The organism is Methylorubrum extorquens (assembly GCF_024169925.1).
Lineage (GTDB): Bacteria > Pseudomonadota > Alphaproteobacteria > Rhizobiales > Beijerinckiaceae > Methylobacterium > Methylobacterium extorquens_A.
On sequence record NZ_JALJXF010000001.1, the window covers coordinates 1,376,241 to 1,397,865 of the forward strand.

At 70.2% G+C, this 21,625-nt stretch carries 21 protein-coding genes and 1 pseudogene; 13 read left to right on the forward strand and 9 right to left on the reverse strand.

Annotated features, from left to right (window positions below; genetic code table 11):
• The first annotated feature begins 78 nt into the window (after positions 1-78).
• The 7 genes from J2W78_RS06660 to J2W78_RS06690 all read left to right on the forward strand — a co-directional run bounded on the left by J2W78_RS06660 (position 79) and on the right by J2W78_RS06690 (position 9,808).
• A complete protein-coding gene (locus tag J2W78_RS06660) occupies positions 79-2,622 on the forward strand; it encodes a sensor histidine kinase (protein WP_253369107.1) in 2,544 nt (847 codons plus the stop codon).
• A gap of 154 nt (positions 2,623-2,776) precedes the next feature.
• The gene (tsaE, locus tag J2W78_RS06665; protein ID WP_253369109.1) at positions 2,777-4,405 is read left to right on the forward strand and encodes a tRNA (adenosine(37)-N6)-threonylcarbamoyltransferase complex ATPase subunit type 1 TsaE; all 1,629 of its coding nucleotides are present in this window, start codon (positions 2,777-2,779) and stop codon (positions 4,403-4,405) included.
• A 32-nt stretch (positions 4,406-4,437) separates the two neighbouring features.
• Positions 4,438-5,184, forward strand: coding sequence for a nucleotidyltransferase family protein (locus J2W78_RS06670; protein WP_253369111.1), 747 nt, complete (start codon positions 4,438-4,440; stop codon positions 5,182-5,184).
• Between the two features lie 62 nt (positions 5,185-5,246).
• A complete protein-coding gene (locus J2W78_RS06675) occupies positions 5,247-5,696 on the forward strand; it encodes a tellurite resistance TerB family protein (RefSeq protein WP_003606025.1) in 450 nt (149 codons plus the stop codon).
• Positions 5,697-5,939: 243 nt separating this feature from the next.
• Complete coding sequence (locus J2W78_RS06680) at positions 5,940-7,994, forward strand: ATP-binding protein (protein WP_253373986.1); 2,055 nt, start codon at positions 5,940-5,942, stop codon at positions 7,992-7,994.
• Positions 7,995-8,147: 153 nt separating this feature from the next.
• A complete protein-coding gene (locus tag J2W78_RS06685; RefSeq protein ID WP_253369112.1) occupies positions 8,148-8,351 on the forward strand; it encodes a DUF3311 domain-containing protein in 204 nt (67 codons plus the stop codon).
• Positions 8,348-9,808, forward strand: a complete 1,461-nt coding sequence (locus J2W78_RS06690) for a sodium:solute symporter family protein (RefSeq protein WP_253369114.1) — start codon at positions 8,348-8,350, stop codon at positions 9,806-9,808. Before J2W78_RS06685 ends, J2W78_RS06690 begins: the two co-directional genes overlap by 4 nt.
• Positions 9,809-9,829: 21 nt before the next feature.
• Here J2W78_RS06690 and J2W78_RS06695 read toward each other — a convergent pair whose 3' ends face one another.
• The 4 genes from J2W78_RS06695 to J2W78_RS06710 form a co-directional block, all read right to left on the reverse strand.
• A complete protein-coding gene (locus J2W78_RS06695) occupies positions 9,830-10,708 on the reverse strand; it encodes a metallophosphoesterase family protein (protein WP_253369117.1) in 879 nt (292 codons plus the stop codon).
• Positions 10,709-11,138: 430 nt separating this feature from the next.
• Positions 11,139-11,657 (reverse strand): DUF3016 domain-containing protein, encoded by a 519-nt coding sequence (locus tag J2W78_RS06700; protein ID WP_253369119.1) that lies wholly within the window; start codon positions 11,655-11,657, stop codon positions 11,139-11,141.
• Entirely contained in the window at positions 11,654-11,869 is a 216-nt protein-coding gene (locus J2W78_RS06705) for a hypothetical protein (RefSeq protein WP_056197498.1), read from the reverse strand. The genes J2W78_RS06700 and J2W78_RS06705 overlap by 4 nt, the downstream gene beginning before the upstream one ends.
• Positions 11,870-12,083: 214 nt before the next feature.
• The gene (locus J2W78_RS06710) at positions 12,084-12,641 is read right to left on the reverse strand and encodes a ComEA family DNA-binding protein (protein WP_253369120.1); all 558 of its coding nucleotides are present in this window, start codon (positions 12,639-12,641) and stop codon (positions 12,084-12,086) included.
• Between the two features lie 341 nt (positions 12,642-12,982).
• Here J2W78_RS06710 and J2W78_RS06715 point away from each other — a divergent pair, with 341 nt between their 5' ends.
• A complete protein-coding gene (locus J2W78_RS06715) occupies positions 12,983-14,176 on the forward strand; it encodes a patatin-like phospholipase family protein (protein WP_253369122.1) in 1,194 nt (397 codons plus the stop codon).
• Between the two features lie 16 nt (positions 14,177-14,192).
• Here the strand turns inward: J2W78_RS06715 and J2W78_RS06720 are convergent, their stop codons facing one another.
• From J2W78_RS06720 to J2W78_RS06740, 5 genes are all read right to left on the reverse strand, one after another.
• The gene (locus tag J2W78_RS06720; protein WP_253369124.1) at positions 14,193-14,441 is read right to left on the reverse strand and encodes a hypothetical protein; all 249 of its coding nucleotides are present in this window, start codon (positions 14,439-14,441) and stop codon (positions 14,193-14,195) included.
• Between the two features lie 223 nt (positions 14,442-14,664).
• Positions 14,665-14,793 carry a TFIIS helical bundle-like domain containing protein gene (locus tag J2W78_RS06725; protein WP_253369126.1) on the reverse strand — a complete coding sequence of 43 codons (129 nt, stop codon included), beginning with the start codon at positions 14,791-14,793 and terminating at the stop codon, positions 14,665-14,667.
• Positions 14,794-14,895: 102 nt separating this feature from the next.
• Positions 14,896-16,065: an MFS transporter gene (locus J2W78_RS06730; RefSeq protein ID WP_253369128.1), complete on the reverse strand. Its 1,170-nt coding sequence runs from the start codon at positions 16,063-16,065 to the stop codon at positions 14,896-14,898.
• 75 nt (positions 16,066-16,140) lie between these two features.
• On the reverse strand, positions 16,141-17,139 hold the full coding sequence (locus J2W78_RS06735; protein ID WP_253369130.1) for a GNAT family N-acetyltransferase: 999 nt from the start codon (positions 17,137-17,139) through the stop codon (positions 16,141-16,143).
• Positions 17,140-17,351: 212 nt separating this feature from the next.
• A complete protein-coding gene (locus tag J2W78_RS06740; protein WP_253369132.1) occupies positions 17,352-17,738 on the reverse strand; it encodes a DUF2267 domain-containing protein in 387 nt (128 codons plus the stop codon).
• Between the two features lie 144 nt (positions 17,739-17,882).
• Here J2W78_RS06740 and J2W78_RS06745 point away from each other — a divergent pair, with 144 nt between their 5' ends.
• The 5 genes and pseudogenes from J2W78_RS06745 to J2W78_RS06765 all read left to right on the forward strand — a co-directional run bounded on the left by J2W78_RS06745 (position 17,883) and on the right by J2W78_RS06765 (position 21,612).
• On the forward strand, positions 17,883-19,445 hold the full coding sequence (locus tag J2W78_RS06745) for a helicase HerA-like domain-containing protein (protein WP_253369134.1): 1,563 nt from the start codon (positions 17,883-17,885) through the stop codon (positions 19,443-19,445).
• A 195-nt stretch (positions 19,446-19,640) separates the two neighbouring features.
• Positions 19,641-19,949: pseudogene (gene rplU / locus J2W78_RS06750) on the forward strand (50S ribosomal protein L21); the annotation flags it as partial.
• A 132-nt stretch (positions 19,950-20,081) separates the two neighbouring features.
• On the forward strand, positions 20,082-20,348 hold the full coding sequence (gene rpmA / locus J2W78_RS06755) for a 50S ribosomal protein L27 (protein WP_003603089.1): 267 nt from the start codon (positions 20,082-20,084) through the stop codon (positions 20,346-20,348).
• A 188-nt stretch (positions 20,349-20,536) separates the two neighbouring features.
• A complete protein-coding gene (locus J2W78_RS06760; RefSeq protein WP_253369136.1) occupies positions 20,537-21,136 on the forward strand; it encodes a GNAT family N-acetyltransferase in 600 nt (199 codons plus the stop codon).
• On the forward strand, positions 21,133-21,612 hold the full coding sequence (locus tag J2W78_RS06765; protein ID WP_253369138.1) for a hypothetical protein: 480 nt from the start codon (positions 21,133-21,135) through the stop codon (positions 21,610-21,612). The genes J2W78_RS06760 and J2W78_RS06765 overlap by 4 nt, the downstream gene beginning before the upstream one ends.
• Positions 21,613-21,625: the final 13 nt, after the last annotated feature.

Sequence of the window (21,625 nt, forward strand, 5' to 3'; positions counted from 1 at the left end):
CCCGGTGCCGTCCGGGAGCTTTCCAGGCGTGGGCCCGAGGGCCTGCGGAGCGTGCCGGGTTTGGGGTGGGGGCGGGACATGGGTCTGGAACGGGCGGCGCGCGCCCTGTCGCGCGTCGGCGTCCTCGTCGTCGCGGCGCCGGTCGCGGCACTCGCCGAGGGCGCTCCGTCCATTGAAGCGAGGCCGATGCTGGGAGCGATGCAGACGCACAACGTGGCCGGCCTCGCCGTCGTCCTCGGCCTGATCCTGTTCGCGACCATCCTGTCGCTGGTCTATCTGCGCGAGCGCGTCGGCTGGACGCGCAAGGAGCGCGCGCTTCAAGACGAACTCGCCCATCTTCGCGGCGCACATGACCGCGCCGAGATGCTGCTCCATTCCGAGCGTCAGGTCCTCGTCGCCTGGGCCGGGCGCGGCGAGCCGGCGATCGTGGGCGATGCGGGCTTTGCCCAAGATCTGCGCAATCAGGATCTGCGAAATCAAGATCCCCGACATCAGGATCCGCGCGGGCTTCAGGGCGGCTCCCGGCACCTGCTTGCCTTCGGCACGTGGCTCGCGCCGCAGGACGCGCAACTGCTCGACTCCGCCGTCGCGACGCTGCGCGAGCGTGGCACCGGCTTCCGGATGAACCTGCGCAGCCTCGCCGGGCGCTACATCGAGGCGCAGGGTCAGGCGGTCGGCGGGCGGGCATTGCTGCGCCTGCGCGAGACCACCGACGAGCGCCGCGAGCTGATCGAGCTGCGCCACACGCTGGAAGAGGCCAAACGCGGCCTGTCCGCGCTGGCGGGCCTGCTCGACGCGCTGCCGCAGCCGATCTGGCACCGGAGCCCGGACGGGACGCTCGCCTTCGTCAACGCAGCCTACGCCGCCGCCGTGGAGGCCCCGAACCGCGAGGCCGCCCTGAGCCACGGCCTCGAACTGCTCGACCGGGGCGCCCGCGAGCAGATCGTCCGGCAGGCGCGCCGGCCGGGCCTGCCCGCACAGGCCCTGCGCCTCTCGGCGGTGGTGGCGGGCGCGCGCCGCACCCTCGATGTCAGCGAGAGCACGCTGGAAACCGGCCGGGTCGGCATCGCCGTCGATGTCTCGGAGCTGGAGAGCGTACGGGCCGACCTGCAACGGCAGATGGACGCCAACGTCCGCACCCTCGACCAATTGCCGACCGCGGTGGCGATGTTCGACGCGCGCCAGCGCCTGATCTTCCACAACGCCGCCTATCAGCGGCTGTGGGACCTCGACCCGGCCTTCCTCGAAGGCCGCCCGCTCGACGGCGAGATCCTCGACCGCCTGCGCGCCGCGCGCAAGCTGCCCGAGCAGGCCGATTTCCGCTCGTGGAAGACCGATGTGCTCGCCGCCTACCGCGCGGTCGAGCCCACCGACACGCCCTGGTACCTGCCGGACGGGCGGACGCTGCGCGTCGTCGCCGACCCCAACCCGCAGGGCGGCCTGACCTATCTCTACCACGACGTCTCGGAGAGCATGAAGCTCGCCTCGCGCTACGACGCGCTGATGAAGGAGCAGGCCGAGACCCTGGAAGCCCTCAAGGAGCCGGTGGCGGTGTTCGGCGCCGACGGGCGCCTGACGGTGGCCAACCGCGCCTTTGCCGCGACCTGGCGCCTCGACCCGGCGACGCTCGCGGGCAAGCCGCATGTCGATGCGGTGATCGCCGCCTGCCGGGCGCTGACCCCGGACCAGAGCCCCTGGGCCGGCATCCGCCAGTCGGTCACCGGCCTGTCCGAGACCCGCAGCGGCCATGGCTGCCGCCTCGACATCAACGACGGCACGGTGCTCGACTGCTCCTCGCAGCCGCTGCCGCTCGGCGCGACGCTGCTGACCTTCATCGACGTCACCGCGAGCGCCAACGTGGAGCGGGCGCTGACCGAGAAGAACGACGCCTTGGAGCGCGCCTCGCAGCTGCGCGACACCTTCGTCCACCACGTCTCCTACGAGCTGCGCTCGCCGCTCACCAACATCATCGGCTTCACCCAGCTCCTCGGCGACGAGACGGTCGGCGCTCTGAACGAGCGCCAGCGCGAATATTCCGAGCACATCATGCGCTCGTCGGCCGCGCTGCTCGTCATCATCAACGACATCCTCGACCTCGCCTCGATCGATGCCGGATCGCTCGAACTCCAGCGCGAGACCATCGACGTGCGCGCCACCGTGGAGGCCGCCATCCGCGGCATCGAGGATCGGCTGGCGGAATCCGATATCGGCCTCGACCTCGACGTGCCGGAGGGAGTCGGCAGCGTCTTCGCCGACGGCAAGCGGGTGCGCCAGATCCTGTTCAACCTGCTCTCCAACGCGGTCGGCTTCTCCGCGCCCGGCCAGCAGGTCCGTGTCGAGGCGCGGCGTGAGGGGACGGCGCTGCGCCTGACAGTGACCGATCGCGGACGCGGCATCGCGCCCGAGGTCATCGACCGGGTGTTCGACCGGTTCGAGAGCAACACGCTGGGCACCAAGCATCGCGGCGTCGGCCTCGGCCTCTCGATCGTGCGCTCCTTCGTCGAGCTGCACGGCGGCCGGGTCGAGATCCACTCGGCACCGGGGACGGGCACGCGCGTCACCTGCCTCTTTCCCGTAGAACCGCCGCCGGGCAATGGCGATCTCGCCGAGGCCGCCGAGTAGGACCGGGCGTTCACGGAATCGGGATGAGATTGGCCGACGCCGAGGGTCGGGGCTCACCGCGGCTGCTGAAAATGGTTAAACATCCCCCGCTAGAAGGGTTGAGGCTTAACCCTGATCGGGGTGGCCGTTCGCGGCGTTGCGGAGGATTGGGGCGTTGAGCGAGGATCCGGACGGCATGGCGGGAAGCCCGCGGCCCGGCCCGTCGCAAGGCGAGGCGCAGCCGGCAGCGACGCCGCGGCGCGCCGCCTGGGAGGTGCTGCTGCCCGAGGAGGGTGCGACCGAGGACATGGCCGCGTTCCTCGCCGGCATCCTCATGCCCGGCGATCTCGTGGCCCTGTCCGGCGGGCTCGGCGCGGGCAAGACCACGCTCGCCCGCGCGATGATCCGCGAGTTGGCCGGCGATCCGCGGCTCGAAGTGCCGAGCCCGACCTTCACCCTGATCCAGCCCTACGAGACCCGCACCGGCCGCAGCGTGATTCACGCCGACCTCTACCGCCTGCGCGGGCCCGACGAACTGGTGGAACTCGGCTTCGACGAACTCTCCGAGACCGCGATCACCCTGGTCGAGTGGCCCGAGCGCTTGGGCACCCGCGACAACCCCACCCTGATGGTCGAACTGTCCCTGCGGGCGGAGTTCGGCGAGGAGGCCCGCCTCGTGCGGATCGACGGCACGGACGAGATGCGCGAGCGGCTGACACGCGCCCGCGCCATCCGGGCCCTGCTCGCCCGCAGCGGCTGGGACGAGGCCGACCGGGTGCTGATGCAGGGCGATGCCTCGTCGCGCGCCTACGAGCGGCTGGTGCAGCCGGGCGGCGAGACCGCCGTGCTGATGATCTCGCCGCCCCGGCCCGACGGGCCGCCGGTGAAGGACGGAAAGCCCTACAGTGCCGTGGTCAAGCTCGCCGAGAGCGTCCACGCCTTCGTCGGCATGGATCGGGCGCTGCGCGCGATCGGCTTCTCCGCGCCGAAGATCCTGGGCGAGAACCTCGATGCCGGCCTGCTGATCCTGGAGGATCTCGGCGCCGAGCCGGTGATCGAGAACGGCGCGCCGCGCCCCGAGCGCTACGCCGAGGCCGTCCGGCTGCTGGCCAAGCTCCATGCTACCGATCTGCCGACGACCGTGCCGGTGAGCGAGGGGATCGACCACGTCATCCCGCCCTACGACCTCGAGGCCCTGCTGTTCGAGGCGGAGCTGCTGCCCGAATGGTACGCCCCCGCGATCCGCGGCACGAGCCTGTCACCGGCGGCGCGGAGCACCTTCCGCGACCTGTGGGCCGAGGTGCTGAAGGACCTGATCGCCGAGCCCGCCACCTGGACCCTGCGCGACTACCACTCGCCCAACCTGATCTGGCTCCCCGAGCGGACCGGGCTGGAGCGGGTCGGGGTCATCGACTTCCAGGATGCGGTGATGGGGCATCCGGCCTACGACGTCGCCTCGCTGCTCCAGGACGCGCGGGTGGATGCCAGCGCCGATTTCGAGCTGCGCCTGCTCGGCCTCTACATCCGCGAGCGCCGCGGGCGGGATATCGGCTTCGACATGCAGGCCTTCGCCCGTGCCTACGCGGTGCTGGCGGCGCAGCGCGCCACCAAGATCCTCGGCATCTTCGCCCGGCTCGATAAGCGCGACGGCAAGCCGGGCTACCTCGCCCACCTGCCACGGATCGAGGGCTACCTTGCGCGCAACCTCGCCCATCCGGCGCTGGCCTCGGTGCGGGCGTGGCACGAGACCCACCTGCCGAGCCTCGTCGCCCCGCGGCCGGACATCGACCTCGCCGCGCCCTGAGCGCACCTCTCGAACCGGCCCGTGAGCGCGTGATGAGCGACGAGCAAAATCAAAAAAACGTCACCCGCGCCTTCGTGCTCGCGGCGGGCCTGGGCAAGCGCATGCGCCCGATCACCGCGACTTTGCCCAAGCCCCTCGTCGAGGTGGCCGGCAAGGCGCTGATCGACCACGCCCTCGACCGGGCGGCGGCGGGCGGCATCGAGACCGCGGTGGTCAACGTCCACTGGCTTGCCGACCTGATGGAGGGCCATCTCTCCCACCGCACGGGAGCCCCGGCCATTGTGGTCTCGGACGAGCGGGACGCGCTGCTGGAGACCGGCGGCGGGGTGAAGAAGGCGCTCGACCGGTTCGACGGCGAACCCTTCGTGGTGTTCAACTCGGATTCGTTCTGGCTCGAGGGGCCGCGGCCCAATCTCGGCCGACTGATCGAGGCCTGGAACCCCGACACGACGGACATCCTGCTCCTCGTCGCCCCGACTGCGACGAGTCTCGGCTACGACGGGGCGGGCGACTTCTATATGGACGCGGACGGCCGGCTGAGCTGGCGCGGCGAACGCGAGGTCGCGCCCTTCATCTATGCCGGCGTGGCGATCGTGAAGCCGGAACTGTTCGCCGACACGCCGGAGGGGTCGTTCTCGCTCACCCTGCTGTTCGACCGGGCGATCCAACGCAACCGGCTCCAGGGCCTGCGCCTCGACGGGCAGTGGCTGCATGTCGGCACGCCGGAGGCGATCGAGGCAGCCGAGGCGCGGGTGCGGGACAGCGCGCGGATCGTTTGACCGGCATCCCCGTTGTCCGGGCTCTGAGATCAGGTTTTGTCGGGCAGGGTTTCGTTCAGGTCATGGGCCTTCTTCACGACGCGGTCGAGCGCTTCCGCACCACCCTCAAGGCCTATGCCGGCGACGAGACGCTGATGCAGGCGGCAGTCTCGGCCTGCGCCAACGTCGCGGTCGCCGACGGCGAGCTGATGACCGAGGAATTCGAGACGGCGCTCGCCGGCATCCGGGCGAACCCGATCATCGAGAAGGGCTACGATAGCCTGATGCTGGAACACGCGCTCTACGAAGGGCTCGGCCGCGCCCGCACCCGTGCCGGCCGCGCGGAGAACCTCGTGCGGATCGGCGCGATCGCCGAGCGGCCGGAGGAGCAGCGCCGCAACGTCTTCCTCATCGCTGCCGATGTCGCCGACCACGAGGGCATCGGCCGCGAGGAGCACGCGGCTCTGGCCGAGGTCGGCGCCGCGCTCCGGCTCAATGGCGACGCACTGCTGAGGCGATTTCCAGAGGTGTGAGCCGGGTCCGAACGGATCGGGCCGGTTGCGTGCATCCCCTCGCCCCGCTTGCGGGGAGGGGGCTTCGGCGACCTTGTCGTCGCTGAAGCAAGGCGGCACCGCATCGGCAACAATCGAGCGGTCCCGCTCATCCCCCCTTAAGCCTCTTTCTCAAGCGGCGCTTCACGCGCGGCTGGCACTGTCGCTCCCCTGACGAGCCGGCGTCCGGCAACGGCCGGACTTGGGGAGACTGACGTGGAACCGATGACCCTTGCGGTGAGCGTGATGGGCCTGAGCATCGCGGCCGCGATGCTGGCGCTGATCCTGGTGTCGCTCCGCCGCCGCGAGTTCGTCGTGCCGGAATCCGACACGACGGAGGCGCTCCAGGACCGGCTGTGGCAGATCGCCGAGAGCGAGGAACGCTACCGGGTGCTGGTCGAGGCCACGACCGAGGCCGTGGTGCAGCGGGACGGGCAGGGGCGGATCACTTTCGCCAGCGAAGGGTTTGCCGCGCTGCTCGGTATGAAGCCGCTGGAACTGATCGGCTCGACGCTGAGCCCGCAGGTGATCGAGCGCGGCGCGAGCGAGCAGCGCGCCGACGGTGTGCGGGTGGTCGAGGAGCGCTTGGTGCCGGTGGACGGCGTGCCGCGCTGGTTCTCCTTCGTCGAGATGCCGGCGGCCGGCAGCGCCGACGGCCCGAACTGGCTGCGAGCGGGCCAGGACGTCACCGCGCGCGTCGAGGCGGCGCGCTCCCTCGACGAGGCGAAGAGCCGGGCGGAGGCCGCCAACGTCGCCAAATCCCGCTTCCTCGCCACCGTCAGCCACGAGCTGCGCACGCCGTTGAACGGCATCCTCGGCATGGCCGACCTGCTGCTCGACACGCCGCTCGACCCCGAGCAGCGCACCTATGTCGAGGCGTTCCGCACCAGCGGCAAGGCGCTGCTCGGCCTCGTGGACGGCATCCTCGATTTCTCCCGTATCGAGGCCGGCCGCCTCGATCTCGCCGCCGAACCTTTCGACGTCGCCGCCCTGGTCGAGGGCGTGGTCGAGTTGCTGGCCCCGCGGGCGCAGGACAAGGGCCTGGAGATCGCCCTCGACATCGCCGACGACCTCGCGGCTTTACGCGTGGGCGATGCCGACCGGGTGCGCCAGATCCTCGTGAATCTGGCCGGCAACGCCATCAAGTTCACACAAACCGGCGGTGTCGGCGTCAGCCTCGCCCGGCAGGGGCAGGGTCCGGGGGAGGGGTTCGTCCTCACGGTCGAGGATACCGGGCCGGGCATCCCGGAAGAGCGCATCCCGATCCTGTTCGAGGAGTTCGAGCAGGGCGACGACAGCGCGAGCCACGAGGGCACGGGCCTCGGCCTCGCCATCACCCGCCGCCTCGTCGAGCGGATGAACGGCACGATCGAGGCGCGCTCGACGGTGGGACGCGGCTCGACCTTCCGGGTCGTGCTGCCCCTACCGGCGGCGGACGACGCGACGCTGCCCGAGACGCCGAGCCTCGCACCGCGCAAGGTGCTGATCGTGGCGGCCTCGCCGTATCAGGCGCCGTTCCTGGCCCGGCGGCTCAGCCGCTCGGGCGCGGCGGCGGTGGTCGTGGACAGCGCGGAAGCCGGCCTCGATGCGCTCTCCGGTGTCGCCTTCGACGCGCTCATCGCCGACCGCAGCCTCGGCGACGCCGGCGTGCGGCGGCTCGCGGCCGAAGCCGCCCGAAGCGGCGTGCGCTGCAGCCTGATCCTGCTCTCGCCCTTCGACCGGCGGGAATTCGGAGCCCCGAACGCGGCGGGCTTCGACAGCTACCTGATCAAGCCGGTGCGCACCCGTTCGCTGTTCGACCGCCTGCTGGAGCCGCGGCCCACCCCGGCCCGCAGCCCGGCCGACGCACCGGGCCGGCCTGAACCGGCCGAGACTGCACGAGGCAAGGCCGCCGCGCCGGGCCGCCGCGTGCTGCTGGCGGAGGACAACCCGATCAACGCGCTGCTCGCCACCAAGGCGCTGGAGCGGCTCGGCGCAGAGGTGATCCACGCCCGCGATGGGCTCGAGGCGCTGGCGGCGGCCGAAGGGCAGGGGCCGTTCGACCTCGCGCTGATCGACATCCGCATGCCCGGCTTCGACGGCCTGGAGGTCGCCCGCCGCATCCGCGCCCGCGAGGCCGAGACCGGCGCGACGCCGCTCCACCTCGTGGCGCTCACCGCCAACAGCGGGCGTGAGGACGCCGCCGCGGCTTACGCAGCGGGCTTCGACGGCTTCTTGCCCAAGCCGCTCAACCTGCGCGCCCTGCCGGCCCTGCTGGACCGCCGCCAGGAGGCTGCTTGAAAGGCGGCTTGAGGGGGAAAGACGGCGCCGACCCTCGCGGCAGCTCTCGCGCTGGTGCGAATTCTGCCTCATGCTCCCGCGGCCAGTCGACGGGAAGCGCATGACCAAAATTAGAAAAAATTTCCGCACACCATCGCCGGGGAGGGCCCGGCGGTGAAGCAGCTTCGATGGCTCGCGGCTTTGCCCGCCCTCGGGATGCTGGCCGGGCCGTTCTTCCTCAACCGAGTCGAGCCGCTGGTGCTCGGCATGCCGCTGCTGCTGGCCTGGCTCGTCGGCTGCACGGTCGCGACCTCGGCGATCATGGGGCTGATCTACCTCACCGATCCCGCCAACCGGGGACCGGAGGAGGGGGCATGAACGCCGCACTTGCGATCATTGCGCTCGCCGTCGTGGTGGCGCTCGGCTTAGGGCTCAAGGCGCGCTCGGGCCACGACATGGACATGGAGCAGTGGAGCGTGGGCAAGCGCGGCTTCGGCACGCTGCTCGTCTTCCTGCTGATGGCGGGTGAGATCTACACCACCTTCACCTTCCTCGGCGGTTCGGGCTGGGCCTACGGCAAGGGCGGGCCGACCTACTACATCCTTTGCTACCTGACGCTGATCTACGTCATCTCCTACTGGATCCTGCCGCCGGCCTGGCGCTTCGCCAAGGAGCGCAACCTGTTCTCGCAGCCCGACTACTTCGCGGCGCGCTACGATAGCCGGAGCCTCGGCATCCTCGTCGCGCTGGTCGGGATCGTGGCGCTCGTCCCCTACATGGTGCTGCAACTGAAGGGGCTCGGCATCATCGTCGCCACAGCCTCCTACGGCGCGATCTCGCAGACGCTCGCGATCTGGATCGGCGCGGCGGTGCTCACCGTCTACGTGATGGTGTCGGGCGTGCGCGGCTCGGCCTGGACCGCCGTGCTCAAGGATTTCATGATCCTGTTCGTGGTGATCTTCTTGGGCGTCTACCTGCCCTATCACTACTACGGCGGCATCGGAGAGATGTTCACCGCGATCGATACGGCCAAGCCCGGCTTCCTGGCGCTGCCCGATCGCGGTCAGAGCGCGACGTGGTTCGCCTCGACCACGCTGCTCACGGCGCTGGGCGGCTGGATGTTCCCCCACATCTTCGCCTCGATCTACACCGCGAGCGATGCGCGCACCTTCCGGCGCAACGCGGTGTTCCTGCCGCTCTACCAGCTCATGCTGCTGTTCGTGTTCTTCGCCGGCTTCGCGGCGGTGCTGCAGGTGCCGGGGCTGACGGGGCCGGACGTCGATCTCTCACTGTTCAGAATCGCGCTCCAGACCTTCCCGCCATGGTTCGTCGGTGTCATCGGCGCCACCGGCGTACTGACCGCGCTGGTGCCGGGCTCGATGATCCTGATCGCGGGCTCGACGCTTATCGCGCAGAACCTCTACCGGCCGCTGGCGCGCAACGCGACCGACGCAACCACGGGCAAGCTCGCCAAGGGGATCGCGCCGCTGTTGGCGATCGCCTGCGTCGGCTTTACCCTCTACGGCGGCGAGACCATCGTGCAGCTCCTGCTGATCGGCTACGCGGTCGTCACGCAGCTCTTCCCGGCCTTCTTCTTCAGCCTGTGGACCCACAACCCGCTCACGCGGGCGGGGGCGATGGCCGGCATCCTGGCGGGGGTGGCCGCGGTGGCGGTGACGGTGGTCGGCGGGTACACACTGGCCAAGCTCTTCCCTGGCCTGCCGGGGCCGGTGCAGGATCTCAACATCGGCGTGGTGGCACTCGCCCTCAACCTTGCCGTGGCCTTCGCCGTCAGCCTTGCGGGCAAGCGCACGCGGCAGACGGCGCTGCCTTGATCCCGTGGGCTGGCCGGGCGGTCAGCGCCCGGCCTGCGCCTCCGCGCCCGCCTCCGCCGGGGCAGGCATGAAATCGTCCTCCCGCGCATCCTCGAAGGCCGAGCCGGTCCAGACCCGCACGGAGACGGTAGCCCGCCCGTCCTCGATGACGATGCGGTTATAGGCGTTGGGCTCGTTGCCGCGCAGCCGCGTCGAGGTGGCCGAGCCCGCCTGCACAGCGAGCAGCCGCCCGCCGCCCGCCCGCACCGTCCCACGATCCACGCTCACCAAGCCCGGCTCGATGCCGGTCTCCGGCGCCTCGGCGAAGCGGGAATAGTGACGGTGGAGATGACCGGCGAGTGTGAGCCCGACGCCGTGGCGGCGGAAGGCGTCGAGCGCCTCGTCGGCGCGCCCGACGAGGCGGGCCTCCGCGTCCCAGGGCGGCGGCATGAACGGATGGTGGCCGACCACGATCCGGAAGACGTGCCTCGGCAGTGCCGCCAGCCGCTCCTCGGTGCGGGCGATCTGCGCTCGGGTGATCTTCCCTTGAGACCAATCCGTCTCCGGCGCCCAGGTGCGCACGGTATTGAGGCAGACCACCGCGATCTCGTCGTCGAGGAAGGTCGGTTCGGTCTCCCGCGCGATGAAGCGCCGGTAGCGGCCGAACGGATGGAAGAAGCGAGTGAAGAGCTTGAAATAGGCGATGTCGTGGTTGCCCGGCACCGCGATCCAGGATGCGGTCAGCCGGTCGAGGAAGGCGCGCGCCTGGGCGTATTCTTTGCGCCGCGCCCGCATGGTGAAGTCGCCGGATGCCACGATCAGGTCCGGCGGATCGCGGTTCAGCTCGGCGACGAGTGCCTCGACCACCGCCGGATCGGTGCGTCCGAAGTGCAGGTCGGAAATGTGGGCAACCCGTCTCACCGGACCGGCTCCGGCACGATCACGGTGAGGGCACGGGGCATCAGGCGATAGCGCAGGGGCGGGGCGATCAAGCAAACCTCTCCATCGTTCATCACCCGTGACGCGCGTCTCCGGGCGGAGACGACGAAGCGAGCCGCGGCGCTCCAGGCCCGGCTCATCGCGCCAGCGACCGAACCCGAGCGCCGGCCGGGCGAGGACGCCACGGCGAAAGCCGGCGGGTGATGTAGAGCGTCAACTCACTGCCATCGACCTGGCTCCGTTCCGGTATCCTTCCCGGCCTCTCCGCGTCATCGCTGTCGACCACGGCGAGCAGACGCAGCCGTATCCGCCGCCCGCGGGCGAGGGCACCGCCGATCGACGCAGATGCAGCCGACATCGACGGCGCGGGGATGACGGGTGCGCGGAGGTTGGGCGTGTGACGAAACCGGGATCAACCCGGCGGCGGGCGGCGCTGCACGAAGCGCGCCTGGAACCAGTCCCGTAGCACCTCGCGCTCGTAGAAGAAGGTCTGCCCGGACGAGAGGCGGTTGGCGCGAAGCAGGAAGTTGATGTCGCTGACGGCTTCCTCCGCCGCCAGCACCGTGCGGCCACGCTCCTTCAGGGCGTAGCGCAGGCGGAAGCGGGGCGGGGTGATGTCGGTCACCACCCGCACGCCCTGGGCCGCGCTGAAGCTCGGCTGATCGAGCCCGGCGAGGTCGATGTCGAGCACCGCGATGTCCAGCGTCTGGCCCGGCGCCAGAACCGGGTTGCCGAGCGTCTCGAACAGGCGGCGCATCTCGGCCAGGACGACCCGCGGCGACAGGCCCGAACCGAAGCGGTTCTGGGCATCGGTGTAGCGCTCGGGTGCGACGAAGGTCACCCGCACCTGCGCCGCCACGGGCGCGGCGGCGAGGGGCAAGGAGAGCGTGGCGGCCAGCACCGCGAGCAGGCCGAGCGCCGCCGCCCTCATTGCTGCGAGCGCTTGAGGATCGATTGCAGGACGCGGGCGACCGGCTCGGTGATGGTGCGCCGGTATTTGCGGTGCACGAGCTGGCCGTTGTGGAAGATATCCTGCTCGACGTAGAGCCGCTCGCCGTCCCAACGGACGATGTTGTCGGATTCCGTCGTCTCCTCGACGCCCAGATCCCGGCGGAGGATCGGTGCGCCGGATGTCGTTTGCATGGAGCGGCCTCGGCCTTTTTCGGGATCGTCTTCCCTGTTTAGGGCCTCGGCGCGCGCTGTGCCAGGGTTGGATGCAGGGTGCGGTGGACGGAAAAGCGATCCGCCGGTTTCTGCGAGCCGCGCTTGTCGCTCGGTTGTCTCACGGGCGGCGGCTTTCCACGAACCGCGTGCGCCCTCCGGCGACGGCCTCACCGTGACCCGATCAGCCGGGCCGTCACCGCACCGACACCTGATCCTTGATGCGCTGGTAGGTGGCGCGGTTGAGGACGCGTTTGCTGAGGAGCTGATCGACGGAGGCGTAGGGCCGGTGCTGGACGATCGTCCGGCCGATGGCGCCGCCACCCTTCAGACCGTTCAGCTCGGCGAGAGAGGCGGTGTTGAGGTCGATCAAGGAGACCGCCGCGGGGGGAGCGTTCTCTTCCGCCTCGGCCACGGGGTCGGACTCGGGCGGTGCCATCCGCGTGACCGGGGCGGGGGCCGGTGACGGCGCGGGATCGGCCGGCGGCGATGCGGGCAGGGCCGGAGGCGGCGCTTCGGCGACCGGTCGGGACGGCTCCGGTACGGGCTCGGCCGGCTTCACCACGCGCACCGGCGCGAGCGGAGGCGGTGCGGATGCAGCGCCCGACGGCCGGACGGGTGTCACGGTGGCGGCGGCCGGCGCAGCGGCCTCCGGCTCAGGGCCGTGCAGCCAGACCGATTGAATGATCCAGGCCAGACCCGCCGCCGCCAGGATCAGGAAGCCGACCCTCAGGATCGCCGATCCGCTCAGCATGGGCACCGCCCGCCCGCGACGCGGGCGCAGGAGGCAGTCGGGGTCTCGTGCTCGGCTCCGGACATCGTTGGGATCCTAACGTGCTGGCACGGCGCGAACATATGACAAATCCGAGAGATTGGGCACGCGACCGTACCGGCGTACCGCGACAGTCCCGCGCAAGCGAAACGGTGCAGGAGGGGGGCTCGAAATACGAGCCCGTACGGTGCCCCTCGCTCACGTTGTGGCAGCACGGCATCAGCCGGCGTCGGAGCGCGACGGTCCCGTGCGGGAACGCAATACGGCCAAGCTCGTTTCGTGTAAGCTGGCCCCCTTCCATCGGGCTTGTTCGGGTCATGTCGATGCCAAAAGGTTTCCGCTGGTCGCGCCTGCTTCTCGCCGCGGCGGTTGCCGGGCAGGCTGCGGCCTGCTCCTCCCTGCCGCGGACGAACTACACCGAGAGCGAGGCGGAAGCCGCGACCGTGCCCGGCATGGTCGGTGTGCGGGCCTATGCCGATGCCGGGGCCGCCGACTTCGTGGCGATGGCCGCCGGCCCGCAGAAGAAGCGCCAAGCCTTCGCCTATCTCGCGCTCTCGGGCGGCGGGGGTGACGGTGCCTACGGCGCGGGCGTGCTCAACGGCTGGACCGCCTCGGGCAAGCGGCCGGAATTCACCATCGTCTCCGGCGTCTCGACCGGTGCGCTGATCGCGCCCTTCGCCTTCCTCGGGCCCGCCTACGATCCCTATCTGACCGACATCTACACCAGCGGCATCGCCGACTCGCTGGTGCAGAGCCCGAGCATCGCCAACGTGCTGTTCGGCTCGGGTCTGTTCGGTGACGGCCGGCTGCGCAACCTGATCGCCCGCTACGTCACGCCCGATCTGCTTCAGGCGATTGCCGAAGAGCATGCCAAGGGCCGCCGCCTGCTCGTGGTGACGACGAACCTCGACACGCAGCGCGCCGTGATCTGGAACATGGGCGCCATCGCCGCCAGCGGCGCGCCCAACGCCGTCTCGCTGTTCACCGACGTGCTCACCGCCTCGGCGAGCATCCCGGCGGTGTTCCCGCCCCAGCTCCTCGACGTGCAGGCCGAGGGCCGCGCCTTCCAGGAGATGCACGTGGACGGCTCGGTGGTGACGCCGATCTTCACGCTGCCGCAATCCTTCCTGATGCGCGACGGGCGCTTCCGCAACGCGGGCAAGGCCGACATCTACGTGGTCATCAACGGCCGCCTCGAACCCGAATTCGAGGTGACCAAGAACAACACCCTGTCGATCGTCGAGAAGTCCTTCACCACCGCGAGCCGGGCCCGCTCGCGGGCGACGCTGGTGGCGACCGACGTGTTCTCCCGGCGCAACGGGATCGGCTTCAACCTGACCTATATCGACGAGAGCGCACCGCAGACTACCACGTCGCGGGGCTTCGACACCGCCTACATGCGCAACCTCTACCAGTTCGGCTACGAGGCTGGCCGCACCGGCCAGTTCTGGAAGCCGAGCGTTCCGGCGTCGCCCCTGGTCAAGAGCGTGGTGCGCGAGGCGGTGGCGGGGCGCTGAACCCCGCCGTCGGCGGTCACAGGGCGATGCGCAGCGGCTCGGCGCTGAGGCGCACCGCGCCCGCCCGGCGTCCGGTCTCGCCGACCGCGTACTGGAACGCCGCCTCGCGGCTACGGAAATAGCCGCCGCCGAGGCCTTGGCTCTCCAGGGCGACCCAGCGGCCCTGCCCATCCTGGCCGACGACGTAGGTCGGCAAGCCTCGGCTTGCATCGACTTCGACCGCCGGGGATGGGACGGCCAGGGCAGCTTCGTACAATGAGGACATGATCGCAGTTCGGGTCGCGCGGTCCGGTGAGGAGAACCGCGGCAGGAACCCGAGCCTTACCTGTGAGGATTCGGGACCGGAGAAGGGCCAGGGGCATAAGGGGCGCATCCCGCATTGGCCACCCCAGGGAGCATTTCCGGCAAACGGCGAGCGACCGGCAAGAAAAAGGGCCGCGCGGCTCGTCCGAGCCGCCGGCCCTTGGGTCTCGCTGTGACGGCGAGACTTACTTGCGCAGGATCTTCGTCACGAGACGGCCGATCGGAGAGCTCGATCCGGCGTTGCGGTCGTCGCGAGCGACGACGCGGTCGTCGGTGCCGAGGAGCTTGGTGACGATGCGTCCGATGAGGCTCATGGGTCGGATTCCTTCACGTCGGGAGGATGGGGCAACGGTGCAGCTTCGACGGGATAACGAGCACCGCCGCGGCGGCGTTCCGTGCCCCGTCGCACCCGATCGTCAGCCCGCGCGTCCCCGAGCGAGACTCCGGATCACCGGCACGGCGTAGAGCGCGAAGAGCAGGCTCAGGGCAACGGCAAAGCCCTGCGGCGGCTGGAGGTCCATGCCGCCGCCGATCAGCGGCGGCCCAAGCATCAGCCCCGCGTTGTAGAGCATCACGAAGGCGGCGTTGGCGCCGGCCAGATCCGGCCCGCGCAAGGTGGCTCCGAGATGGGCAAGACCCACCGTGTAGAGCGTGCCGACGATCCCGCCCCAGACGAAGAGCAGAGTGGAGAGCAGCGGCAGCGAGGTGGAGGCCGCCGGGATCAGGGCCGCCCCGAGCGCGCCTGCGAGGCTCGCGCCGAGCAGGACGAGGCGCCGGTCCACGCGGTCGGCCAGCAGCCCGACGGGGATCTGGAACAGTACGTTGCCGAGCGCCACCGCGCTGACCAGGGCGGCGGAGGTCTTCGCGTCGAGGCCGATGCGCAGGCCGTAGAGCGGCAGGATGGCGAAGGCGCCTGCCTCCACCGCCCCGTAGAGGGCGGCGGCCAGCACGGCGAGCGGCGCGAGGCGCAGATAGGTCAGGATCCCGGCCCCCTCGTCGTGACCGAGATCGGGGGAGAGGTTGCGGGCCAGCACCAGCGGGGTGAGGCCGAGGAAGAACAGGGCCGAACCGGCGAGATACGGCGCGAACCCCTCCGTGCCGAGCAGCGTCAGCAGGGTCGGCCCGATGGCGAAGCCGATGGCCAGGACCGTGGCGTAGATCCCCATCACCAGCCCACGCCGCTCGGGCGGCGCCGCGTCGTTGATCCAGTACTCGGAGAGGACGAACAGTACGCCCATCGTCGTCGAGAAGACGAAGCGGAGGGGGAACCACAGCACGAGGTGGGGGAAGAGCTTGAAGGCCGAGAGGCATAAGCCCCCAAGCACGATCGCCAGGATCAGCAGGCGCACCACGCCGACCCGCGCGGCGAGCCGTGGCACGAACGGCACTGTGACGATTGCCGCGAACCCCGCGATCGCCGTGTTGAGGCCGATGACGACGCTCGATGCGCCCATCCGCTCCATTTCCAGCGACAGGAGCGGGATCGACAGGCCGAGCCCCGTGCCCACCACCGCCACGCAGGCGATCGCGGCGGTCATCGCGCCGAGGCGGTCGCGATCGGAGGGACGGGCGGAGACGGCGGTCATGACCTTCGGGCGGTGCGTGCGGGGTGAGGGGCGCTTGCCTGAACCGGCTTCACCCCGCCCCGCAACCCGGCTCGGTCAGGCGGCGTGCCGATCCGCACCCGCGCCGAAATGGCCGATATAGCGCACCGCGATGGCTGAGACCGGCAGCACCACGAGCACGTCGGTGGTGCCGAACTGGCGGTCCACCACCGCGCCGTCGCCGAAGGTCGCCCCGACCCGGAGATAGCCCTTCACCAGCGGCGGCAGCGACATCAGCGCGGCCTTCGGATCGACCGCCTCCTTCGCCAGCCGGTCCATCGCGACGTAACGCTCCGGCAGGGCGCGGGCCCGCCACGCCTCGGGCGCGCGGGCATGGTGGTGGAGGAAGCTCAAGGGCAGCACCAGCCGCTGCGGATCGGTGCCCTCCAGGCTGGCGCAGCCCAGCATCGCGTCGATGCGGTGGTGCTGCACATAGGCCCAGATGCCGTGCCACAGCAGTTCGACGGTGCGCTTGGTGCGGTAGGGCTTCAGCACGCAGGAGCGGCCGAGTTCGAGGAAGCGCTTTCCCGGATGACGCTCCAGCAGGGGCGCGAGGTCGTACTCGCCCGAGGAGTAGAAGCCGAAATGCGCCTCCGCCCGGTCCTGGCGCAGCAGCCGGTAGGTGCCGACGACCTTCGGCCGGGCCTTGCGGAAAGGCTTTGCCTCGGTCGCGGCGTGGTCGATCACGAGGAGATGGTCGCAGATCGCATCGTAGGCATCGACATCCCGGCGCTTGAGCGCGGCGATGCCGGTCGGCACCGCCGACATCTCCTCGTAGAACACGCGGTAGCGCAGGCGCTGCGCCCGACGGATCTCCGACTTGGTGGTGGCGAGCCGCACTTCGAGCGCACCGATCCGGCCGAGGCTGGGATCGAGCCCCGGTTCCAGCAGAAGGCGCTTGGCCCGGTTCTTCAACAGGATCGGCGCACCGCCGGGCAGGGCGAGGTCACCGCCCTCGAAGGTCTGGCGGAAGCGGGCGAAGGGCGCCTGAACCTTGGTCTCCCAGCCGGCCTTCCACGCCGCCGTGGCCTCGCGCGGGGAAAAATTCGGCAGCATGATCGACACGATCCCGTCGCGGGAGGCCGCGCGATGCGTCCTCTTGCGCGGCGACAACATCACGAAGGCCGCACGCTTTTATGACGGAAATCTTCTCGTTTCTACAGAGGCTTGCGCGGAGCCGTTGCGAGGCTCCGCGCGAAGTCCCGATACTAGCCGGCGAATGAAAACCGGCTAACGATCGCAGGGGCTTATCGCGAGATCCTGCCGCCTCAAACGAACTGGTTCAGGCCCGGGATCGAGCCGACGATCGGGCCCATGACATCCTCGCCGGCGGTCTCGCGGCCATAGGCGAACAGCTCCTGGCCGAGCGGCTGCATCTGGTTCATCGGCACGCCGGCCGAGATCAGCTTCTGGCCGAGTGCCATTACGCCGCCGCCCATCATGCCGCCGAGCATGCCCATCAGCCCGCCGCCGCCCTCGCCGGCATTGGCCTCGGCGATCGCCGTCTCGGAGCCCGGAAGCGCGGCCATCAACTGGCTCACCTCGGTCGCCGGCCCCTCCTTCTGCAGGAAGGCGAGGATGTGTCCGATCGCTGTCTTGGCGGTCGCGGCGTCGAGCCCGGTGCGGTTGGTCACGCGGGCAATCAACTCTTCCATGAAACGCTTCCTCCTGAGCAGATGCGTGTCTGTCCGATGCGGCGGCGGCGAAATCAAGGGTTGCCGGCGCCCTCGGCCCTGGATCGGGGGCGCGGGGCGCCATACCCTGTCCGTCACAAAGGCGACGGATCGAGCGAGGACGGCATGGCGGCGGGCGAGGGGACGATTCTGGTCGGCCGGAGCACGGGGCCGCGACCAAAGCCCGAGGTGCTGAGCCTGCGGCTGGCCAACCGCCACGGCCTCGTGGCGGGCGCGACCGGCACCGGCAAGACCGTGACGCTGCAGGTGCTGGCGGAGGGCTTTTCCAACGCGGGCGTTCCGGTCTTCGCCGCCGACATCAAGGGCGACCTCTCGGGGCTCGCCGCCGCGGGCGAGGCCAAGCCCCACTTCGTCAAGCGTGCCGAGGAACTCGGGATCGCGTACGAGCCCGACCGCTTTCCGACGATCTTCTGGGACGTGTTCGGCGAGCAGGGCCACCCCATCCGCTGCACCGTGACCGAGATGGGCCCGCTCCTGCTCGCCCGCCTGCTCGAACTCAACGACATCCAGGAAGGCGTGCTCAACATCGCCTTCCGCGTCGCCGACGAGAACCAGTGGCCGCTGATCGACCTCAAGGATCTGCGCGCGCTCCTCACCTTCCTGTCGGAGAACGCGAAGGAACTGTCGGCCACCTACGGCAACGTTTCGGGTGCCTCGATCGGTGCGATCCAGCGGGCGCTGCTGGTGCTGGAGAACCAGGGCGCCGACCAATTCCTCGGCGAGCCGGCGCTCAACCTCGAAGACTTCATGCGCACCGACCGGGATGGCCGGGGCTTCGTCAACATTCTGGCCGCCGACAAGCTGATGCAGCGGCCGCGGCTCTACGCCTCGTTCCTGCTGTGGATGCTCTCGGAACTGTTCGAGCAGCTTCCCGAGGTCGGCGATCTCGACAAGCCCAAGCTCGTGTTCTTCTTCGACGAAGCGCACCTGCTGTTCAACGACGCCCCCAAGGCGCTGCTCGACGCGGTGGAGCAGGTGGTGCGCCTGATCCGCTCGAAGGGCGTCGGCGTCTACTTCGTGACGCAGAATCCGCTCGACGTGCCGGAAACGGTGCTGGGCCAGCTCGGCAACCGGGTGCAGCACGCGCTGCGCGCCTTCACGCCGCGCGACCAGCGCGCCGTGCGCGCCGCCGCCGAGACGTTCCGCCAGAACCCCGGCTTCGATGTCGGCAAGGCGATCACCGAACTCGCCGTCGGCGAGGCGCTGGTGAGCTTTCTCGAAGCCAAGGGCACGCCCTCGATCGTGGAGCGGGCGCTGATCGCTCCGCCGCAGGGGCGGGTCGGGCCGCTGACACCGGCCGAGCGCGCCGCGCTGATCCAGCAGAGCCCGTTGCGCGGAAAATACGACGAAGCGGTCGACAACGAGAGCGCCTACGAGATGCTGGCCCAGCGCAAACACCTCGATGCGGTCCCGGCGGAAGCCGCAGGCCAGAGCGAGGGCGGGCTCTCGGGGATGCTGGGTGGCTGGCTCGGTGGGATCTTCGGCAGCGGCGAGGAGGCGCCCAAGGGCAAAGGGACCGGCAAGGGAACCGGCCGCACCCGCCGCCCGCCGCCGAGTCTGGCCGAGCAGGTCATCGGCAACGCCGCCCGCTCCATGGCGCGCAAGGTCGGCACGGAGGTGGGCGACGCGATCCTGCGGAACGTGCTCGGCGGGCTGACGAAGCGGTAGGCAAGTCTTCGTCCAGCCTTGACAGAAGCCGTGCTCCCGACTATCCGGCCGGCACCGCGCGGCTTCCTCGACGAAGTCCGCGCGTTTCGCGTTCGTGCGCCTACGGCCCAGCCTGACCCGCACGGATGACCTGAACAAGAAGACGGCCCAGGCGCTGCCAGCGCCGGAGGTCGGCACAGAACACGAGAGACAACGATGTTCGCAGTCATCAAGACCGGCGGCAAGCAATATCGCGTTGCCGCCAACGACGTCATCACCGTGGCCACCATCGAGGGTGAGGCCGGCGCCGCCGTCACCTTCGGCGACGTGCTGCTGTTCACCGATGGCGATGCTACCCAGATCGGCACCCCGCTCCTGTCGGGCATCGGCGTCACCGGCGAGATCGTCCAGCACGGCCGCACGCGGAAGGTCATCGCCTTCAAGAAGCGCCGTCGCCAGAACTCGCGCCGCCGCCGCGGCCACCGTCAGGACTTCACGGTCGTGCGCATCACCGAGATCAGCGCCGGCGGCAAGACCTCGAAGGCCGAGCCGCGCAAGACCCGGAAGGCCGAGCCGGCCGCCGAGTCCGCCCCGGCCGCCGCTGAGTAATCAGCCGCCCGTCCGAACGCAGATCCAGCAGAATTCCGGAGCAATCCCATGGCACACAAAAAAGCAGGCGGCTCATCCCGCAACGGCCGCGACTCCGCCGGCCGGCGCCTCGGCGTCAAGAAGTTCGGCTCCGAGGCCGTGATTCCGGGCAACATCATCGTGCGCCAGCGCGGCACGAAGTGGCACCCCGGCACGAACGTCGGCATGGGCAAGGACCATACCCTGTTCGCCCTCGTCCCGGGCAAGGTGCAGTTCGAGACCCGGCGCGGCCGCGATTTCGTAACCGTAGTGCCGCTGGCCCAGGCCGCGGAGTAACGGCGGACGCTTGTCGCTGACGACGAAGCGAGCGTCCCGCCGGTGTCCCACACCGAACCGGCGGACGAGTCGCTAGGGCTTCATGCGAAGCTGAGAGCGGATCGGAACACGGGGGAGGATGGGGCACCATCCTCCCCCTTCGTCGTCCCGGACGGCGCCCCTGCGCGCCCTCGCATGACCGGCTCACGATGTTCCCCGATCTTACCCGCGACGACGTCTTCCGCATCGAGACGCGACGGCTCTGGTTGCGCTGGCCCATGGCCCGCGACGCCGAGGCCGTCTCGCGGCTCGCCGGCGATCCGGCGATGGCCGAGAAGACCGCACGGATTGCGAGCCCGCTTCCGCCGCACGAGGCGGAGAGCTTCGTGATCCGGGCGCGCGCCGCGAACACGGCCGGGGAGGGGCTGATCATGGCCCTGTGCCGGCGGTCCTCGCCCGCGAAGCTGATCGGTGTGATCTCGGTCACCGGACGGCCGGACGAGCCCGAGCCGCGCCTCGGCTATTGGCTCGGCATGCCGTTCTGGGGCGAGGGGCTGATGACCGAAGCGGCGCTGGCGCTGGTGGACGCCGCCTTCGCCTATGCGGGGCACTCGGCGCTCGTCTCCGCCGCGATGATCGAGAACCGCGGCTCGCAGCGCGTGCTGGAGAAGTGCGGATTCCACCGCACCGGGGAATCGGCGCCGGTCTTCGAGGCACGGGGCGGCGCCGTCCCGAGTTACGATTTCCGGCTCGACCGGAGGACATGGCTCGACCGGCGCGGGATCGCAGCGGGAGGACGCTCGGCATGAGGACGCGGACGGTCGCCGGCATCGGCGCGGGTCTGACGGCGGTTGCGCTGGGTGCCCTCATCTTCACGATCACCCGCGAGGTGCCGACGCCGCCGATCGAGTCCGCGGCGGCACCCACGCCGAAACCGCAGGGAGAAACGCGCCTCTACTGCGAGTTCTACAATTTCGCCGGCCGCACGCCGAAGGTCGGGTTCTACTTCGCCGGGCCGCCGAGCGGCGGCACCGCCTACGCGCAGCTGTTCCAGCGCGAGGCGGACGGGTCGCAGACCCTGTTCGACGAACGGCCGACCTGGACCTATGCTCGGGACGGCGAGGCGCCGACCCTGCGCTCGCCCGACGGCGCGATCCAGATCAACCTCTACGGCGATGGCGGCGCCAACGGCCGCCAGCCGGATGCAGGCGGATGGTTCGAGGCGGGCCTGCGCAGCATCCAGTACCTCAATCTCGACGGCCAGTGCCGTCGCACAGAAAGCTGACCGGCCCTCCCGG

Excerpts from the sequence above, each read along its gene's own strand:
- J2W78_RS06660 (WP_253369107.1), top strand. The coding sequence starts at position 79 with ATGGGTCTGGAACGGGCGGCGCGCGCCCTGTCGCGCGTCGGCGTCCTC.
- J2W78_RS06670 (WP_253369111.1), top strand. The coding sequence starts at position 4,438 with ATGAGCGACGAGCAAAATCAAAAAAACGTCACCCGCGCCTTCGTGCTC.
- J2W78_RS06675 (WP_003606025.1), top strand. The coding sequence starts at position 5,247 with ATGGGCCTTCTTCACGACGCGGTCGAGCGCTTCCGCACCACCCTCAAG.
- J2W78_RS06680 (WP_253373986.1), top strand. The coding sequence starts at position 5,940 with ATGACCCTTGCGGTGAGCGTGATGGGCCTGAGCATCGCGGCCGCGATG.
- J2W78_RS06690 (WP_253369114.1), top strand. The coding sequence starts at position 8,348 with ATGAACGCCGCACTTGCGATCATTGCGCTCGCCGTCGTGGTGGCGCTC.
- J2W78_RS06700 (WP_253369119.1), bottom strand. The coding sequence starts at position 11,657 with ATGAGGGCGGCGGCGCTCGGCCTGCTCGCGGTGCTGGCCGCCACGCTC.
- J2W78_RS06705 (WP_056197498.1), bottom strand. The coding sequence starts at position 11,869 with ATGCAAACGACATCCGGCGCACCGATCCTCCGCCGGGATCTGGGCGTC.
- J2W78_RS06710 (WP_253369120.1), bottom strand. The coding sequence starts at position 12,641 with ATGCTGAGCGGATCGGCGATCCTGAGGGTCGGCTTCCTGATCCTGGCG.
- J2W78_RS06715 (WP_253369122.1), top strand. The coding sequence starts at position 12,983 with ATGCCAAAAGGTTTCCGCTGGTCGCGCCTGCTTCTCGCCGCGGCGGTT.
- J2W78_RS06720 (WP_253369124.1), bottom strand. The coding sequence starts at position 14,441 with ATGTCCTCATTGTACGAAGCTGCCCTGGCCGTCCCATCCCCGGCGGTC.
- J2W78_RS06725 (WP_253369126.1), bottom strand. The coding sequence starts at position 14,793 with ATGAGCCTCATCGGACGCATCGTCACCAAGCTCCTCGGCACCGACGAC.
- J2W78_RS06730 (WP_253369128.1), bottom strand. The coding sequence starts at position 16,065 with ATGACCGCCGTCTCCGCCCGTCCCTCCGATCGCGACCGCCTCGGCGCG.
- J2W78_RS06735 (WP_253369130.1), bottom strand. The coding sequence starts at position 17,139 with ATGCTGCCGAATTTTTCCCCGCGCGAGGCCACGGCGGCGTGGAAGGCC.
- J2W78_RS06740 (WP_253369132.1), bottom strand. The coding sequence starts at position 17,738 with ATGGAAGAGTTGATTGCCCGCGTGACCAACCGCACCGGGCTCGACGCC.
- J2W78_RS06745 (WP_253369134.1), top strand. The coding sequence starts at position 17,883 with ATGGCGGCGGGCGAGGGGACGATTCTGGTCGGCCGGAGCACGGGGCCG.
- rpmA (WP_003603089.1), top strand. The coding sequence starts at position 20,082 with ATGGCACACAAAAAAGCAGGCGGCTCATCCCGCAACGGCCGCGACTCC.
- J2W78_RS06760 (WP_253369136.1), top strand. The coding sequence starts at position 20,537 with ATGTTCCCCGATCTTACCCGCGACGACGTCTTCCGCATCGAGACGCGA.
- J2W78_RS06765 (WP_253369138.1), top strand. The coding sequence starts at position 21,133 with ATGAGGACGCGGACGGTCGCCGGCATCGGCGCGGGTCTGACGGCGGTT.